General features: G+C 57.4%; 18 protein-coding genes and 1 pseudogene. 12 read left to right on the top strand and 7 right to left on the bottom strand.

What is annotated here, in order from left to right; all coding sequences use genetic code 11:
* Positions 1-101: 101 nt before the first annotated feature.
* The 3 genes from BLU28_RS22250 to BLU28_RS22235 all read left to right on the top strand — a co-directional run bounded on the left by BLU28_RS22250 (position 102) and on the right by BLU28_RS22235 (position 3754).
* On the top strand, positions 102-1175 hold the full coding sequence (locus BLU28_RS22250; RefSeq protein WP_077987746.1) for a PQQ-dependent sugar dehydrogenase: 1074 nt from the start codon (positions 102-104) through the stop codon (positions 1173-1175).
* Positions 1176-1215: 40 nt separating this feature from the next.
* Positions 1216-1977, top strand: a complete 762-nt coding sequence (locus BLU28_RS22245) for a glucose 1-dehydrogenase (protein WP_077987688.1) — start codon at positions 1216-1218, stop codon at positions 1975-1977.
* A 526-nt stretch (positions 1978-2503) separates the two neighbouring features.
* A complete protein-coding gene (locus tag BLU28_RS22235; protein WP_077987686.1) occupies positions 2504-3754 on the top strand; it encodes an ATP-binding protein in 1251 nt (416 codons plus the stop codon).
* A gap of 184 nt (positions 3755-3938) precedes the next feature.
* Here BLU28_RS22235 and BLU28_RS22230 read toward each other — a convergent pair whose 3' ends face one another.
* Positions 3939-4658, bottom strand: coding sequence for a helix-turn-helix transcriptional regulator (locus tag BLU28_RS22230; RefSeq protein WP_077987685.1), 720 nt, complete (start codon positions 4656-4658; stop codon positions 3939-3941).
* A 94-nt stretch (positions 4659-4752) separates the two neighbouring features.
* On the opposite strand from BLU28_RS22230, the gene BLU28_RS22225 reads away from it, so the two are divergent.
* Both BLU28_RS22225 and BLU28_RS22220 read left to right on the top strand, forming a co-directional pair.
* Complete coding sequence (locus BLU28_RS22225) at positions 4753-5364, top strand: glutathione S-transferase family protein (protein ID WP_077987684.1); 612 nt, start codon at positions 4753-4755, stop codon at positions 5362-5364.
* A 500-nt stretch (positions 5365-5864) separates the two neighbouring features.
* Positions 5865-6131 (top strand): DUF6894 family protein, encoded by a 267-nt coding sequence (locus BLU28_RS22220; protein WP_411462989.1) that lies wholly within the window; start codon positions 5865-5867, stop codon positions 6129-6131.
* Positions 6132-6534: 403 nt separating this feature from the next.
* Here BLU28_RS22220 and BLU28_RS22215 read toward each other — a convergent pair.
* Positions 6535-6678 (bottom strand): annotated as a pseudogene (locus BLU28_RS22215) (type 1 glutamine amidotransferase domain-containing protein); the annotation flags it as partial.
* Positions 6679-6965: 287 nt separating this feature from the next.
* On the opposite strand from BLU28_RS22215, the gene BLU28_RS22210 reads away from it, so the two are divergent.
* The 3 genes from BLU28_RS22210 (at position 6966) to BLU28_RS22200 (ending at position 7912) form a co-directional block, all read left to right on the top strand.
* Positions 6966-7175 (top strand): cold-shock protein, encoded by a 210-nt coding sequence (locus BLU28_RS22210; RefSeq protein WP_034806062.1) that lies wholly within the window; start codon positions 6966-6968, stop codon positions 7173-7175.
* Between the two features lie 119 nt (positions 7176-7294).
* On the top strand, positions 7295-7540 hold the full coding sequence (locus tag BLU28_RS22205) for a hypothetical protein (RefSeq protein WP_077987682.1): 246 nt from the start codon (positions 7295-7297) through the stop codon (positions 7538-7540).
* Between the two features lie 96 nt (positions 7541-7636).
* On the top strand, positions 7637-7912 hold the full coding sequence (locus BLU28_RS22200) for a hypothetical protein (RefSeq protein ID WP_077987681.1): 276 nt from the start codon (positions 7637-7639) through the stop codon (positions 7910-7912).
* 632 nt (positions 7913-8544) lie between these two features.
* Here the strand turns inward: BLU28_RS22200 and BLU28_RS22195 are convergent.
* Positions 8545-8802 carry a hypothetical protein gene (locus tag BLU28_RS22195; protein ID WP_139190413.1) on the bottom strand — a complete coding sequence of 86 codons (258 nt, stop codon included), beginning with the start codon at positions 8800-8802 and terminating at the stop codon, positions 8545-8547.
* Positions 8803-9173: 371 nt separating this feature from the next.
* Between BLU28_RS22195 and BLU28_RS22190 the strand changes: the two genes are divergently transcribed.
* The 3 genes from BLU28_RS22190 (at position 9174) to BLU28_RS22180 (ending at position 12565) form a co-directional block, all read left to right on the top strand.
* Positions 9174-10616, top strand: coding sequence for a DUF7125 family protein (locus BLU28_RS22190; RefSeq protein WP_077987679.1), 1443 nt, complete (start codon positions 9174-9176; stop codon positions 10614-10616).
* On the top strand, positions 10613-11719 hold the full coding sequence (locus tag BLU28_RS22185) for a sensor histidine kinase (protein ID WP_077987678.1): 1107 nt from the start codon (positions 10613-10615) through the stop codon (positions 11717-11719). The genes BLU28_RS22190 and BLU28_RS22185 overlap by 4 nt, the downstream gene beginning before the upstream one ends.
* A gap of 573 nt (positions 11720-12292) precedes the next feature.
* On the top strand, positions 12293-12565 hold the full coding sequence (locus tag BLU28_RS22180; RefSeq protein WP_210184479.1) for a hypothetical protein: 273 nt from the start codon (positions 12293-12295) through the stop codon (positions 12563-12565).
* Here the strand turns inward: BLU28_RS22180 and BLU28_RS22175 are convergent.
* A complete protein-coding gene (locus BLU28_RS22175) occupies positions 12559-12924 on the bottom strand; it encodes a hypothetical protein (RefSeq protein ID WP_234794429.1) in 366 nt (121 codons plus the stop codon). The genes BLU28_RS22180 and BLU28_RS22175 overlap by 7 nt on opposite strands.
* Positions 12925-13343: 419 nt before the next feature.
* Entirely contained in the window at positions 13344-13757 is a 414-nt protein-coding gene (gene rnk / locus BLU28_RS22170; RefSeq protein ID WP_077987676.1) for a nucleoside diphosphate kinase regulator, read from the bottom strand.
* Positions 13758-14376: 619 nt separating this feature from the next.
* Here rnk and BLU28_RS22160 point away from each other — a divergent pair.
* Positions 14377-15171 carry a DMT family transporter gene (locus tag BLU28_RS22160; RefSeq protein ID WP_234794428.1) on the top strand — a complete coding sequence of 265 codons (795 nt, stop codon included), beginning with the start codon at positions 14377-14379 and terminating at the stop codon, positions 15169-15171.
* Positions 15172-15711: 540 nt separating this feature from the next.
* Here BLU28_RS22160 and BLU28_RS22155 read toward each other — a convergent pair.
* A complete protein-coding gene (locus BLU28_RS22155) occupies positions 15712-16278 on the bottom strand; it encodes a DUF1003 domain-containing protein (protein ID WP_077987674.1) in 567 nt (188 codons plus the stop codon).
* An 820-nt stretch (positions 16279-17098) separates the two neighbouring features.
* Positions 17099-17389 carry a hypothetical protein gene (locus BLU28_RS22150; RefSeq protein WP_077987673.1) on the bottom strand — a complete coding sequence of 97 codons (291 nt, stop codon included), beginning with the start codon at positions 17387-17389 and terminating at the stop codon, positions 17099-17101.
* Positions 17390-17593 lie beyond the last annotated feature (204 nt).

Here is a 17593-nt window from a genome sequence, read left to right as displayed (position 1 = left end):
TCGGATCTCCGGCGGAGGGCATGATCTGTAACGATCAGGCCTTCCGCTGACTGCCCTAACAGTTGGCTAAGCTCGTAATTAATCTCACAACGGTGATCATCATGAGGAAGCTCCGGATATCGGCGATCGCGCTAACGTGCATGTTCGACGCAGCGGCAATCTCTGCCGTTCGAGCAGAGAGCCTTGCGCACAGCTCCGTCGTCGGCATGTCGACCGGCGACTGGAACGTCGAGACCGTCGTCGAGAATCTAGACTATCCTTGGGACATCGAGGTCAGAGGCGACAGGGTCTTCGTAACGGAGGCCGCTGGAAATATTGTCTTCGTCCAGAATGGCCAAATGCGCAGATATGTCTTGCAGACCACGGCCGATATCGCCCGCGAAGGCGGCGGCGGTCTGTTGGGAATGGCGCTTGCCAAGGATTTCGAAAACTCGGGGCGAGCCTATTTCTATCATACCTACCGCTTCGACGGCTCCCTACGAAACAAGGTCATTGAAGCTGTCTTCGACGGCACCTCATGGCGGGAGACCCGCACCCTGCTCGCAGATATCCCGGGACACAGGCTCTATAATGGCGGTCGCCTCGCAATCGGCCCCAACGGCAATCTCTACGTCACGACGGGTTGGACGGAGAACCGCGATGCTCCGCAAGACATCACCAACCTAGCCGGAAAAGTGTTGCGAATGACGCTGGATGGCAAGATGCCCTCCGACAATCCGATCGCCGGGTCGTACGTCTATTCGCTCGGCCATCGCAATCCACAAGGCTTGGCATGGGATCCAGCCGGGGAACTGTTCGTCGCCGAGCACGGCCAATCTGCCCACGACGAGATCAACCACATCAAGCCAGGTCTGAACTTTGGGTGGCCGCTCACAGACGGCGACAGGAAACGCCAGGGAATGCAGGCCGCCTACCTTCACTCCGGCAACGAAACCTGGGCACCTTCGGGGATCTCCTTCCGAAGAACGGAGCTTCTGGTAGCAACACTCGTCGGACGTGGAATTTACGTTCTCGGCCCGCAGGCGAACGAACTGGAGCCAATTTACAAGTCGGAAGATCGATACAGGGATGTGCTTTCCACCGGCAATGACATCTACGCCATCACGACAAACCGATCACCAAGAGGCGAGGGGCCGTCAGACGATCGCCTCATCAAGCTGTCGCCCAAACACTGACGGACGACGCATCACCCCTTCAGAACAACAGGTAAATGCTATGAATATCTCTTTCGAAAACAAGGTAGCCCTGGTCACTGGTGCAGCCTCCGGCATGGGCCTTGCCGCAGCAAAAGCCTTCGCCGAGGCCGGAGCGGCGGTTGCTCTCGCCGACGTCAATGAAGAGGCAGTGCGTGCTGCGGCTGAAGCTCTGACCCCTTCCGGTTACCGGGCGATCGCCATCCAGTGCGACGTCGCCGTCATGGAGCAGGTCGCGGCCATGGTGGATCAGACGGTCGCAGAGTTCGGGCGTCTAGGCACGGCTTTCAACAATGCCGGTGTACAGAGTCCCGTCGCCGAGACTGCTGACGCGGACCCCAAGGACTACGATTTCGTCATGGGGGTCAACCTGAGGGGTGTCTGGAATTGCATGAAGTATGAACTTCTGCAGATGCGCAAGCAGGGTTCCGGCGCGATCGTCAATAACTCCTCCCTCGGTGGTTTGGTCGGGATCGCTGAACGCGGCATCTACCATGCCTCGAAGCACGGCGTTGTCGGACTGACCAAGAGTGCCGGCCTCGAATACGCGCCTAAGGGAATCCGGATCAATGCGATCTGCCCAGGCATTATCGAAACCCCGATGGTGACCGGAATGCTGGAGACACAACCGGACGCTATGTATGCTCTGATGCAGGTTGTCCCCATGAGCAGGCTCGGCAAAGCTGAAGAAATCGCCGACGCGGTCCTGTGGCTGTGCAGCGACGCGTCCAGCTATGTCGTCGGACACGCTCTTCCCGTCGATGGCGGTTATACCGTCCAGTAGCCACGAGCGGGTTGTGGACGAGCCATTCCCTGTCCAAGCGCGGAGGGAGCTTCAGGCTCTTTTTCGCTTTATACAAAAGGTGGAACTGATGAGTTTCTTCTCCAGCTTTCGAGTATGTGTGGGGTTGGCACTGGCAGGCGTCCTAGCGTTGGGCTCGATATTTTGCAATGAGGCGAGCGCTGCTCCTAGCGCCGCCATTGACGCCAACAGCCATAGGGCCGTCGATTAGTGAGACGGGTTGATCGAGACATGCGCTTAAACAATTACCTTGTTACGCTAAATCAGTGAGTTACCTCGGATTGAACGAGGGTTCGATTGCGATCAAGAGCAATACGATTTGAATCCTCACTCCAACACGCCTCCGCTCACTCTTCTCGATAGCTGGCTCGTCCCCATCAAGTTTCCGAAACGGACGGCAGTAAGTTCCGGATTGGACGAAGTTGCAATCCGAATTGGACGCATGTAAACTCCGACCTGAACGCATCGGCAATCCTAGAATTTGGTAGCGATCAGGAGGAAAAATAGATTGAAAGGGGAAAGTCCTTCTGACCTCCTTTATCCGAGAGGCGCAGCCGAGCGAATTAGGGTCGCGCTCAAAGATACGCCAGTCGTACTTGTGAACGGACCGCGGCAGTGTGGCAAGACGACGTTGGCTCGAACCCTGCTCCAGACAGATCGTCCGTATTTCACGTTAGATGACGAAACGACCTTACTATCAGCAAAGACCGATCCAGTCGGCTTCGTTCGTCAGATTGATACCGCCATCATAGACGAGGTGCAGCGTGCACCGGAGTTGCTGCGTGCCATAAAACAGGCTGTAGACAACGATCGGCGGCCTGGGCGATTTTTGTTAACCGGCTCAGCAAACATTCTCGCACTCCCGACGGTTTCCGATAGTTTGGCCGGGCGGATGGAAGTCGTTACCTTGTTGCCCCTAGCTCAGTCCGAAATTCGACGCAACCAGTCGAACTTCCTCGATTCCGCTTTTGCCGGAACGGTCATAGCGCCTCGCAATCCAACGGTCGGAAACGACCTGATGGAGCGAGTGCTCATCGGCGGATATCCTGAGATGGTCGGTCGTGGCGATCCCCGCCGTCGATCCGCATGGGCTAGAGAATACATACGAGCCATCGTTGAACGAGATGTGCGCGAAATTGCCGACGTCGAACGCCTGGACCAAATGCCGCAGCTTCTGCGGGCGCTCGCGCATCATTCGGGACAGTTGCTCAATTTCACCCAATTGGCCGGCCAGGTCGGCATCGATGACAAGACCGCCCGGCGATATATCGGACTCTTCGAACAGCTGTTCCTAGTTCGTCGCATCGAGCCCTGGTTTCGAAACCCTTTGAAGCGTCTTGTTAAGACACCAAAGCTCCTGTTTCTCGATAGCGGGCTCTTAGCTTCCTTTGTCGGAATGACGATCGATCGAATTTCAACTGACCGAGGACTATTTGGTTCATTGCTGGAAACGTTTGTCGCTGGCGAAATCCTCCGGCTTTCGACCTGGAGCGAAGTCCAATCAACCTGCCATCACTATCGGGATAAGGATCAGGACGAAGTAGATATCCTTCTCGAAGACGAAGCTGGCAATATGGTTGGACTTGAAGTCAAGGCCGCGGCAACGGTGACCGCAGCAGATTTCAAAGGCTTACGCAAAGTAGCCGTGGCCACCGGACGCACCTTTAAGGCAGGCTGGGTGCTGTACGACGGCGACAAGATCCTGCCATTTGGTGATAATCTTGCGGCGATACCGCTATCTTGTCTCTGGGGCGATTAAAGTAAGGGCAGGATTTAAGTTCGATTCCCTTCAAGGCCAAGATGGGGGCAGGGCGTTTTGCTCGCATTCATGCAGCCCACTCGCGTGACAGCATCGCGCCTCAGTGCGGCCATTCGGATCTGCTGCATCTTCGAACAGCAGTCCGACCGCGGTACGTGGTCATGCCGGGGTATCGTCGGTTTGGTTACTGGCCGGCCAAGCTCATCTTTGATGTTTCGGGCGCACCGGCGTTCAGAATGGCAACGAAGTCCCTGAGCAACTGAACCCGGCGCGGTCGGAAGCTCTCCTCCGTCATCTCGATGTCGGCGATGCGGTCGACGCGAAACTTGCGGAAATCCTGACGCAGACAACACCAGGCAAGCAACACCAGCGTTCTTTCCAGATAGACGATCGCCAGCGGCAGCACTTGCCGGTCGGTCCGTTGCTGCTCCGCGTCCACATAGCTTATCACCACGGCGCGTTCTTGCCAGCAGGCCTCGCGCAGAAGGCCGACGTTGGCGAGCGGCGGGTCGCGGCGTTCGAAGCGATAAACCTGGGAGGCGGCATGCAATGTCTGGCGTTGTAATCTGTCGGGCAGCGTAGCTGTGACCTTCGAAAGCACGGCGCCGGCGGCCGCCGCGAGAGCAGGTTCACCCATATGCCGCACCTCGGCAAGGCCCAGCACCAAGGCTTCGATTTCAAGCCGTGTGAACGTCTGCGGGGGCAAGGCGATGTCTTCCGTCAGCCTGTAGCCGAAACCGCGCTCGCCATCGATGACGGCACCTGCGGCGCGCAGGCTCTCGATGTCCCTATAGAGCGAACGCAACGACACGTCAGTCTCCTCGGCAAGGCGCGCGGCCGTCACCGGGGAGGGGAGAGTGCGAAGCGCCTGGAGCAGGCGGAACAGACGATCACTACGAGCCATGACTTTAGAGGATAGGTGAAGCCTACTGACGGAAACTGGCAGTTGGCGGACTGTACAAGATCCGCATCGCAAAACGCAACCGAGGATCCAGACCATGCTAACGCTCTTTCACGCCCCCCGCTCGCGCTCGACACGTATCGTCACTCTGCTTCGCGAACTAGACGCCATCGAAAAGGTCGCGATCAAGATCGTCGATATCACCCGCGGCGACGGTAGCGGTCGCAAAGATCCAAAGAACCCGCATGCAGAAGGCAAGGTGCCGCTGCTCGACCACGACGGCGTCGTCATCTGGGAGAGCATAGCGATCATTCAGTACCTGACGGATCTTTTCCCGGAAAAGAAGATGGCGCCTGTTGCCGGCGATCCCCAGCGCGGTAGGTATCTCAGCTGGCTTGCCTGGTACGCCGGCGTGGTCGAACCTGTGCTGATCATGCAGGCTGCCGGGATTTCGCATCCTTTTGTGGATTTCACCTTCCGCACCCCGGCGGAGCTTGCGGCACGCCTCGAAAACGCGCTCAAGGACAACCCTTACCTGATGGGAGAGCGATACACAGCTGTCGATCTGCTGCTGCATTCACCCTTTGCCTGGTACCCTGCAGCGACGCCGGAGAGCGACGTGGTCAAGGCCTGGATTGAGCGCTGCGGCGAGCGACCATCGCTGCAATGGACCGCCGACTATGATGCCCGCGCCGTGGTCGCGGCCTGATTATTGGCACTGGCCGCTCCGGGCGTGCGGCCACTTCCGTGGGAGATTGCTCGCGCTCGTTGCCCCTTATGCTAAGCGCTATGTATGCTGGCTTCGGCGTGGGCATTGCACTCGGCTCCGAGATCCTTGCGAGTCGTTCCATCCAGGCGATCGGTCTTGCTGCCGCCGGATTGAGGCAATCGCCGTGATCCTGTTCCTCATCTACAGCCTGACTGGCCGTCGCGATGAATGAACGTGGGTACCGCCGATGATGCGGCGGCCAAGTGCTGATGGTTTAACATCTTCAAACGAGCGAAGAGCCGGCATCCTTGTTGGTCTCATTACTCAATGGGAACGGCGAGACGTAATCGAAGCGAAATCCGAACGTTCGCGCTGGATTTCGCCGGCGCGCCTGATTTGTTCCTCTGTCCCCGCCGGTTCGCGAGCTCCAGCCAAGTCGTCGGTTCCGCGCTATTCTCCAACGCGGAATCGGCCAACGGAACCAATACGATGAGAGGCAGTTGGTTATCGGAGGAAAACAGGATTATACGATGCCAAGGTATTTTTTCCACGTCCGGGACGCTGACGGTCTCTCTTTGGATACGGAAGGCGCGGTGCTGTCCAGCGACGAGGGTGCCTGTGTTGAGGCCGTACAGGCCGCGAGGGAAATGCTGGCAGAGAAAATCCTGAAGAATGAGGTTGTGGACGGCGCAGAGTTTGAAGTGGTCAGGAGCGATGGCGTGCTGGTGGCTAAAATTCCGCTGAAATCCGTTGTACGATTTGAATAACCGGGGTGCCGGGTGGTGACGGTGTGTTTCCGCGCGATTTTGTTGGAGAGCGTTGAAGCGGGCCGTGCAGCAGGCGTTTCCGATCTCAAGAGGGATATCTTGAATGTTGAGACCGGCCTTAGGGAGTTATGCGCATGCGGGGCCGCCATCATGGTGTTTTAACTTCAATGCGACGTTTTTGGCTCTGACATCACGGTATCCCGGGCCAATGCCCCTAATGTGACATCGATCAGGCTCTACGGAAGCCGGGAAAAGCGTCGCGGTGTGACGTTCACTGCCCGACCAGAAAGTCTGCTCTCATCGGCCAAGTGGCTCGGCCGGAAATGCGGCAGGGCCCTCAACACCAAGGAAGCCACAAGCGCCGATTCGCACAGGAGGCGGCGCTGGCGACCCGCCAAGATGGTCATTTCAGACGCTGAAGCAATTCAGCCGCTACAGCGCTGGCCGAGCCGGGGTTCTGGCCCGTAATCAGTTCCCGATCGGTCACGACCTTGGGTGACCACGGCGTGTCATTACTCACATAGACGCCTCCGGCGGCTTCCGCTGCGGCTGGCCGCCTCTCCTCCAGGGGGACGTTCCTCATCCCGGGCGGCCTGGACGACGCGCAGCAGCGACATACAACCACTAGGTGAAGAGACGCTTCGCCAAAAACTAATCGTTGACTTGCCTTCGCAGGTGCCTTATATATCCACCATCGATCTTTTGCTTGCCAAGCTTGTCTACCGTGCGATTGGCACCGCGCCCTAAGCGAACTTCTCTTTCAAAAATAGTCGGTTTATGCCCGCGTCTCATCCGTTGCGCGGTATGTCACTCTATGCTTGGAAAGGGTCCATCATGACCACTGGCACAGTAAAATGGTTTAACTCCACAAAAGGCTTCGGCTTCATTCAGCCTGACAATGGCGGCGCTGACGCGTTCGTTCACATTTCGGCTGTCGAGCGCGCAGGAATGCGTGAACTCGTAGAGGGCCAGAAGATTGGTTTCGAACTTGAGCGGGACAACAAGTCTGGCAAGATGTCTGCAACCAATCTGCAGTCTGCATAAGTGAGATCCGCTCCCCTTTGACCACGGATGTACTGGCACTGCCGGGAGCAATTTCATCGAGGCCAGGCGTTTCGCCTGGCCTTTTTCGTTTGGCCACAGGCCGGAGAGGCAGGGACTTCATGACACAACAACAAAGCAAACTGCGTCAGCAGGCAGAAATCGCGTTTCGCAAGCTTCAGGCTCCCTCCCTTGCGAAGGATCGTCCCGAGGAAAAGGGGCAAGCTGCCGTTGAGGCACATAATGAAAAAACGGCAAGGCTGAGGACTGCACGCCTCGCAAAAGAACTCGCGGATCGGAAATCTGCAACATCCGCATTGATCGCCAAGCGTGCCGCCAACGTGTCGACCACCCGTTCGGCGGGTTAAGCGGTTCCACAATCGCGCTTTCCCCGTGCTCTTGCGAACCATACGGGCGCATTGCCAGTGATGACTTGAGAACATCAACTCAAAAAGGCGAATTTCATGTCAGCGACGACAAATGAGCTGAACGCGATAAACACCGCATGGCAGATCGCTATCCAGGAGATTTTGCGGATGGTGATTCGCGATCTTTACCGTGGGGAGGGCGAGGCGCAGTTTAAAGAGCATATCAAGCGCATCGAGGCCGCCGCCGTTGACAGCATCCACACGGATCTGAGGTTTCGGGGAACCGACGAGTGGACGGAGCTTGTGGTCAAGGAGAAGGCCAGCAATTTCGTCACAACCTTGTTGACCTCCTTTACCTTCGACCGGGCATAATCACACTGCTCCAGTGTGGTGTGGGCATAGCCTGCACTCGGCCGCGCACGCGTCTTTCAGAAAATGACGAGAGGGCAACGATCATGACGGAATTCAAACAATTCGCTGCAAGTTCGAATGGTGATAACTGGTCCCTGGGGACGCGAGAGGATGGGACATCTGTCGTACGTCACAAAGGCAATCCAGCGTCAGGCGGATACGAGACGGAGTTACGTGTCGAGGAGTTTCTGCTTCTGAGGCCGTATGGCCCCGAGCAGGCGGCGCTAATAGAGCTTCTTGATGCAGGCGCTGATCAGCAAAACCAATGAAGTCCTGACAGGTATTCTTGTGCACGTTCGCATGCTCGAATTCCCCCATCCGGGGTCCTGGCGCAGGCCCGACGCGGCCCTTCTGACCATGTAGGCGAGCAGATCGCATTGGGGCCGCCTATTCCTGATAGATGGTTCGAGGCGTTCCGCTCAGGCTACCACACGTCAACCGCCATTTCGGCGTCATTAAGCCGGGCAGGACCTTGAACGGTCCTCGGCCCGGGGGAACGAACGGATTGTTCAGGGCTCGATGTGGCGTTGATCAATGAAGGATGTGGGATTCGAAAAAACAATGAATCGCGGTCGAAGACTAGTTCTGCGCGTCTATCCGCGCTTGGCGTTTTCGAGAAATTGATCGATCAGCACTTTTGCAGCCACGCCCCTGGCCGTTTGCTGTTCTTGATCGTCGAAACTACGCATTCCAGCGCTCTCAAGCATAGCATTGAGCCGGTTGAACTCACGAATATACTGGGTAGAAATGGAAGACATTGCGTCGGCCTTGCTGACTGGGGCTAGGTTATACTGACTGCCTAACGACAGCGCCCGTTCCATTGACTGCCGGTAATGATTCATCAGGGTCAATTGCGCCCGCATGAAGGCCGGTGACCCACCCGACGTGGCTTTTGACCTCTACGGGGTCCTACTGCTGACAACATTTCAGTGGGCGAGGGACGCGGCGTGCTCGATTGGAACTGATATGCTACCGTCGACTGTTGTTCGGAGGCCGTTTACGGCGTCTTCCACGGAGTCATCGCCCGGACGGCGCGCCTTATAGACCCCGCGACTGCGGATTCCCGAACGCTCTGCGGCTTTGCGGTCTTGATCGAACATAACTCCCTTGGTCTTCACAGGGAAGGAACGATTTGATGTTTCCAGAAAGACGAATATAGATATGAGTGTAATCTCAGTGACGTTCCCTCGATGCCAATGCGCGTGGCCAGCGGAAGGTAAAAATGCCGAGACCGAAAATGCCCTCTGTCGTCAGCACCGGAATCGCGGGACTTGACGAAATTCTTCGCGGAGGTCTTCCCGCATCCAATCTCTACATTCTGCAGGGCGCTCCGGGATCGGGCAAAACCACCGCCGCCCTACAGTTCTTGCTAGCCGGGGTCGCTGCCGGCGAAAGCTGCATTTACGTGACACTCTCGCAGACAGCTGCCGAGCTGAAGGCGATTGCGGTGTCGCACGGCTGGACACTCGACGGTATCCGTGTCGAGGAACTGGCGACATCCGGCTCCGTAAACGAGGCAGATGATCAAAGCATATTCATGACGTCCGACCTGCGGCTTGACGAGACACGCAAGGCGGTTGAGGCAGCGATCGAGGAACATAAACCGCGCCGGCTTGTCTATGATTCCCTTCTCGAAATCCGGTTGATCACCGGCGATTCTCCCCGGTTTCGCCGGGAGCTGATCGCGTTCAAGGCGTTCCTGGCAAAACAGGATGTCGTCGCGTTGCTGCTTGACACTCAGTCGCCAGGATTTGACCGAAGCGGAGAAGAGGTGGAGGGACTGGCCCACGGGGTAATCCGGCTTGACAAGTCGCTGGAGGAGTACGGCGGCGTGCGCCGCCGTGTGGAGATATCCAAGATGCGCAGCGTGCCAATCGCCGATGGCTATCACGACATGGCGATCCGGGAGGGCGAGGGCGTGGTGATATTCCCCCGGATAATGCCAAGCGCCGCATCGGATGCGGGAAAGCCACAACTGATCAAGTCCGGGGTTGCCGAACTCGACGACATGTTCGGCGGAGGCCAGGAAGCCGGAACCACGACCCTGGTCATTGGTCAGGCCGGGACCGGAAAATCGACGATGTCGTCGCTCTATGCAACCGCGGCGCTTGAACGAGGCGAAAACGTAGCCCTCTTCCTATTTGAGGAGCGACTGGAAACCTTCTTTCGCCGGTCAGAAGGCCTGGGCATGCAACTCAGGCAGTTTCATAAGGACGGCAGGCTGATCCTTCGCGACTTCAATCCTAACGAAATCTCGCCGGGCGAATTCGGCCAGATCGTTCAGGATGCCGTGACGCAGAACAAGTCGAAAGTCGTCGTCATTGACAGTCTGACCGGCTACCTCAACTCCTTGCCGCACCGGGACAAGGCGGTGCGCGACATCCAGTCCCTGTTAAAGTATCTGGCGCGCTCCGGCGTGTTGACCATGCTTATCGTCGCCCAGCACGGCCTCCTCGGGCAGAATGTCGGAATCGACGTCGATGTGAGCTTCCTCGGCGACACGGTTCTGCTGTTGCGGATCATGGAACATGAAGGGCGCCTCCGTCGGAATATCACCGTCGTAAAGAAGCGCCACGGTCCGCACGATCTTGACGTGCGGGAACTGATTATCGAAAGCGGTAACGTCAGCGTAGTGGCCTACAACCCACTACCCGATCCAAAATGAACGGGCTGCCGAAGGAAAATGGGCCGGACTGGGTCTTGGTCCTTGCTCCGTTCCGAAAAGACGCCGAATACATTGCTGCTCTTTTGCAAGACCAAAAGGTGGGGGTGGTCCCGGCCAAGGTCGATGGCGACCTTGAAGGTCTTCTTTGTTCGTCGCCGGACATCATCATCGTCACGCACGAGGCGCTCACTCCCTCTGTCTTGACGAAGATTTGCGACCACTTGAACGCTCAACCCGATTGGTCGGAGATACCGATCATCGTCCTTCTTGAGAAGGCCGCATCGGTGCAAGGCATCCGGGATCGATTGCAGGCAGCATGGCCGAAATCCCGTCTTCTGTTCCATGTGCGTCCGATCGCGCCGTTAGAACTGGTCAACGCTGTTCAGTTGAACCTTCTGGTGCGGTTACGGCAGCGGCAAGTTCGCAATTCAATCGAACGGGAGAGAGAACTGCGTTTGGAACTGAACCATCGCGTGAAGAACATCCTTGCCACTGTCACCTCCATTTTCCAGATGACGCGAAAACGCGCTACGACCGTGGACGAACTGGTGGGTGATTTTGGCGCTCGGCTACAGGCCCTTTCGGGCGTTCATTCGGCAGTCTTCGAGGCGGGCGGGGAGGAGGTTGACCTCTCTTTGGTCGTGGCTACGACAATAGCTCCCTATAACGGTGATGGCTGGACCCGAATCGCGGTTTCCGGTCCAGATATTGTTGTCGGTCGGGATGCGGGGACGACCATCGCGCTTTGTATTCATGAACTGACGACCAATGCCATTAAATACGGCGCGCTTTCTGTTCCTGAGGGTAGCGTGGAAGTGGTTTGGGAAATCACCGAGGGAAATGACCCAATGTTCAGCATGAATTGGGTTGAACGAGGCGGCCCGCCCGCGGTCGCCCCCAGTCGTCAAGGATACGGGACGCGCTATATTCGTTCGGCTTTAGGCTCATTATTCGGTACAGCGCCTGAACTGCAGTTTGGCACGGAGGGATTTCGCTGTTGCATTGCCGGACCAGTTTCACAGTTAAAACCTGCAAAACTGCCGGACTGGACGCGACCTTTTTTCCGACGAGGCGGACCTATTGCGCCGGTCGCGACGTCATGAGCCGGTCCTCCTCCGGCGCCCCGGTTCAACATATTCGAAATGTTGAGCCCGACGATTGATGCGAGGGTCTGAGGACCCCGTCCTGGCGCTTGGGCTGGATCAGGATTGTGAACCCTGCTGGTCTGGTACGCACCAAAGGACGCCGAGCGGCCGAACGGCCCCGCCATTTTCACTGCGCCCCGGTGAAGGGTTCTTCAACTGTCGCGTCGTCGTGTTGACCGGCAGCCGGCCGTAACGGAATGCTCCAGAGCGAATGTGCCAAGACGACACTATTCAACGAGGGGGCGAAACTTAGCTGACGCGGAAAGGCCTGTAACCAGCGGGGAATGGGGTTCAGCCGTCATCGTCAACATCAAGCAGTCCCGCATGCCTTGGCCGAGCGGTTTTCCATAGACACCGTCCTGCGAGTATTGAGATGAGACTGGCAAGGGGCAGGGGTGTTCAATTGACAAGTATTGGTCGACTCCTCGATCGGATGTGTTATTATGTCTGCATTGCCACCAACCGAATTCATAGGCGGTGGCACTTGAGGGTTACTACGTGCTCCCGCCTATTCGTGTGGAGGACGGCCGCGTGCCCCAACCATCAAATCACATTGATTCCCTGCTGCGCCGTGTGCTTTCGCACTGGGCTGCGCGTTTCACGTCAGATGAGCGGATTCAGGCTCATCTCGTAGAGAAGACCATCAGCGAAATGCTCCTGGAGTTTCCAACTGCGGACGACGCTTCGCCGATCGATGTCGTGCTTCTTGCAACGATGCGGCGGGTGCTGCTGAGAGATTTTCACTTGCGGTCAGCGACGGAAAGTCCGCCTGACGAACTGCCCACTCCGATCGACGATCAATGAAGAGTCGATGAGGTTCCCGGTGGACCGAAGAGTGCGTCTGCAATTTTTCGAAGATCTACGATATCGCCGCTCACGTCGTAGCCGCCAGAATTTCCTTTTGCGCGGGAAGCGAAAAGGAATGGCACGTTTGCGCTCTCCAGAATGATGGATACGGACAGCAGCGTGTCATCATCGATCCCGATGTCAATGATTGCCGCATCTACGTCTCCCTCCATCATCGCATCAAGAACGTCTCTTGCAGATCGAAGAGGAAGGCCGACAGTGGCCCCGGCCGCAGTCATCCGCTCACGGCATGCCTCCGTCAGCATTGGTCGTTGCTCAATAATGATGAGTTTTTTGCCTCTAAGGACACGCAGCACGGGGACTTCCTTCCGGTCGTACCGCCCCGAACAATCGCGGCGATTGACGGTTCCGTCTTGCAGGCCGTTCCCGAACATCGCCGATTGCGGACATTTCCCGGTGTTCGCCTGGAACGAACCCGGAAAGAGAACAGAAGGTTATGTGGTTGCAGCAGCAGGTACTACGCTCCGCAAGACGGCGCACGCGGTCGTCGTCTACTCGATCCGCGATCGTCCCGCAAGCTCGTCCAATCGATGAAGAACAACATGAACGGTGAACATTCCGCCTATGCCTAATTGGGCTAGGCAGCCTGACCTGCCCGCGTCGCGTGGCACGTTGGTGTCGTTACTTTTATCTGTTTGGCGTTCACACGGCCAGGCACGCCAGAAATCCTCGCCGATAAATGGCGAGGTTCTCGTATCCTCTGAAATTGAGCCCTTCAGGCCGCCGTGGAAGGGACCCCGGCGGTCACGTCAAGGACGGTCAACATGTGTGACTGCCCGTCGCGGCCGCTCCACTCGATCTGCTGCCCCGGAGAAAGACCCAGAAGTGCAGCGCCAATCGGCGTCAGCACGCTGACCATTGAGCGTTCGATGTCGGCGAGACCGGGATAACAAAGAGTGACCGACCTTCTGGCGCCGCCCTCCGTCCTGTAGGACACGGTCGATCCGAGCGCTACGGCATCCGGCGGGAACTGGTCATCCTCTACGACATCAGCTCGATCAAGTTCGATAAGCAATTCCTCGGCAACATCGAGGTCGCGTCCCGGTGCTGCCAGTGCAAGAGAGGTCAGACGAGCGTGGTCAGTCTGCCTGACGACGATGGACGGCTTTCCGCAATTGGTGGTATTCATGTCATATGCCTCTGTTGCAGCCCAAGGGCTGCGCAATAAAAAGACTGCTTGTGGATTAGGTCGCGCAATCCCGCAGGATCAAAGCCCGGGCACAGACGCGCGACAGCAGTCTACGTCCCGGGTTAATACCCTTCGACGGGATACTCTCGGCTGAGGCAAAATCTATGGAAATTGCTGTTCTTCAACATGGTAGCGCAATCATCGCATTCTTGAGGAGGAAGTCAAGAAGCGCTCCCTAACGCACTGCCCTGCGCTTATGATCGCGTTCTTCGTCGTTAAATGCAGGCGTACGGGCGCCAGCCGTCCTTTATGACGCCTGTTGGGGCGGCGGCCCTGGGCCTCACAACGGGCAGCGAGGCGAGGAATATCGCGATGGATCCAATGCTGGTGACCGTTCTCTCGGTGAAAGACAGGACCTACGAAAGCTTCAGCAGCCCCAGGATCAGGATGATATCGACTGGGGGACGGGATGCAGGATCTATGTCCGCGTTTACGTTGGCAGACTCTGCGGCCCGTGAAACCACCAAAATCTGCTTCGCAAGATGCGATATCTGGCCGATAAAAGCAGACCGAAGCGCCCTCTTATAGCGGCTACACAATTTATCTGTCCGGAGCACTGATGGAAAAAGACAAACGTTTCGATAGAAAGCGAGGGCGGGCAGACTTTATGCGGGGACTGGGCTGGATGGCTCTGAGCATGGTGTCCTTCATAAGTATGGCGGTAGGATCTCGCGAGTTGGCATCGACCTTGTCAATCAGGCAGGTGCTGTTTTTCCGCGCTCTGGTCGGTCTCATCGTAATTTTGCTGGTGGGACGATCACTCCTGCCGCAGATCCGCCAGATGAAACTGTTTCCCAGACATCTGGCACGGAACGTCGTTCACTTCACCGCCCAGTATTTTTGGACAATAGGCGTGGTCTCTCTGCCGCTGGCGTCCGTCTTTGCCCTTGAGTTTACCATGCCCATCTGGGTCGCGCTGTTCGCCTGGTTATTGCTCAAGGAGAAGCTGACAGGGGCGCGGCTTCTCGCAACCCTTGGCGGGTTCATTGGTGTTCTGGTTGTCGTGCGCCCTGGGCACGGCGTCATTGATCCCGCCGCCGGATTTGTACTGCTGGCGGCCGCAGGCTACGGGCTTTCCTTGATCCTCGTCAAGCAGCTTACCAGGGAATTCTCACCTGCAGTCATCGTGGTCTGGATGATCCTCATTCAGTTGCCTCTGGGGCTGGTCGCCGCTTTGACAGACTGGAGGGACGTCGGCCTGTCCGATGTTCCATGGATGATGGTTGCCGGCGTTGGTGCGTTGAGTGCACACTACTGCCAGGCACAGGCGTTGAAGCGCCTCGATGCCTCTGTCATCATGCCCGTCGACTTTCTGCGCGTGCCCATGGCTGCACTCGTCGGGTTCTACGCTTAAGGAGAAGGTATAGACGTCTGGGTTGTTATCGGCGGATGCATAATTCTGATGTCAAATTTCCAGGCAATGATGTCCGAACGCATGAGGTCACAGACACCAAATGCATGACGAGCCACGACATCCGGCATTGCCTGCGGCGAGCCGGCTGGCGGCCTGTGGTGAGAGGGATGCAGATGTGAATCGGTGGCGTCGGAGGAGGACGTGTTTCTGGCGGATCGTGGTTGTCAAAGGCCGGCTGCGCCCAATCTGACAGGGGGCAAGTCAAATGGCACAGCCGGTCAAAAATCACTCGCAATCCGGGCGCGACATCCCGTTGCGGCGACGAACGGATGCACGACTGCCGCGCTTAAACCAGATCTGCTGTTCCGCCAGTAACTGTTTGCAATTTTGCACCGTGAGGCGGCTCGGTTTGGCGGTCGTATCCGCCATGTCGCGGTGAACCGCCGGGTAATGGTTATCGGCCAGAGGCCTGAGTCAGCGGACGATCAATGCGCATCAACATGTGGACCAACCATCAGCAGCAAAATGCGATCGGTACGTCTAAACATTGCCGAGCGGTCCTCTTCCCTCCGACCGGCCGTCCTCTCCACCCGATATCTTTTCAATGGTGTCCAGAACGCCCTCCGGCGTGACGTCCTCTTGCAGTTCTGCAATTTCCTGCTTCTGAGCAAGGTCGAGATCGAGTTTTTCCGCTATCGCGGTCACGATCGATAGAAGTTGCGTGGTCTCGTGCTCTGCAAGAAGCGATATCTGGAGATTGAGGTCCGCGCGCTTGTCGTCGGCCTCCGCCATCCTGTTCTGACTGATCATAACGAATGTCGAGATGAAAATAGCTTCTACGGAAGCGACCATGGCCAGGACAACCATCGATGGATCGAACGCCGGAAGGATGGGAAGCAAACCAACATTAATCGCGATCCACCCTCCAAACACCAAGGCATGAATGTAGACAAATATCATCGAGCCAGCGAAACGGGTGATGGCTGCCGCCGCCTTCTCCTGAAGCGAAGCCGTCGCTGCCTCCTGCCGCCGCCGCTCGAGCAGGGCTGCGATGTTACGGTCAAGCCGGCTGGAAATGGTCTGCTGCTTTACGACGGGCTTTGACATTTCACCCTCCGCTCGACCAAACCAACTTGATGGAATCCGGTTCCGGCTCGGCTCCCTTCCGCGGTACCGGACGTGCGAGCCCAATTGCCGGCCTGGGCCGCCCGGGGCGCGGGCACCATCGTCATCGTTGTCGCGAGGGTCCGAGCGCAGTTCCGAAACCAGGCACCTCTGATTTCGATCCCCACATCACTGGGGAATCCGGCGTTCCGCATCTTGAGTGCTGCGCGGCGTGGTGCCGGGATTTCTTGACGAATTTGCACTGCTTGATAATGGATATGACGGCCTTGGCTGGCCAGTAGTTGCGCCACACCGATCCTGGCGGCTACCCAACCCCGCTGTCAGCGAACATGAGCATAAGACATCTGGCACTATTGTATCTCGGTATCGCGTTCCTCTTCGTCGGCTGCGCCACCTTTCTGGGTGGGTTAGGCTACCTGCTCTGGCTGGTTCAGTGAGCCGGCCATCATCAAAAATGACTTCGGTCACCGCATCGTAACACGCCAGTAGCCTGGCTCTTGCAAGATACATGCGGCTGCCCGGTCATCTTGCGATACAGCAACCCCAAAAGATTCGGGGAACTAAATGGGTTGAGCGGCAAAGCTGAAGGTGACGGAGCGCTCTCGATCCTTGCCGTGTCGCGCGCACACGGGTGCTGTCGGAGTGCCGATTATCGGCGCTGTGCCACACTGGAGAGGGATCGCAGGCACGAGAGGCGGTTAGCCTCGATGGTGCAAACAAGTTCGCCCGCGGGGAGCGGCTGGTCCTTGCGTGGCGGGAGGAAGCTTGAGACCCGGGCACTCATTGACGCCCCTGTCCATCATCAACGCTTGGCTGAGATGTTTTCGTCAGGAGGAAAACTGTTGCGCAGTGGATAGTTTTCCGGCCGCGCATAAGCCGAGCCAAAAGCGCGTAACGCCAGACGCCGCATCGTCAAAAAAAGTTCTGTATCAATTGCAGCCTCGTCACCTCGTGAAGACAGTGTTTTCAACGTCTCGGTGATTGTGTCTTCTACGAGCTTCACTTGCAAGGCGTGGTGGGGCGTGAAACACGCAGCCCATTTTCCGAGAGTTCGCTGCAGCAAGCAGCCTTCGATTTGTGCAGGTCGTTTCATGCTATCCTCCTGGCGCTGGACGTATACGAGCTTCGGAACGAGACGCGACCGCGCGGATGCATTGGCCAGACACTAGTGCAATCTTTGAGGGAGTCCACTCTGAGATTTGAGGAGTAGAAATTATACGGCCTGCGCACGCAGACTCACCGCCAGACGCTGCGGTCCGGCCACGCGACATATACGACCGGCGTCAGTCGGCGCAGC

Origin of the sequence: Agrobacterium pusense (assembly GCF_900102105.1) — a bacterium.
GTDB lineage: Bacteria > Pseudomonadota > Alphaproteobacteria > Rhizobiales > Rhizobiaceae > Agrobacterium > Agrobacterium pusense.
This window is presented reverse-complemented; position numbering and strand designations above follow the sequence as displayed.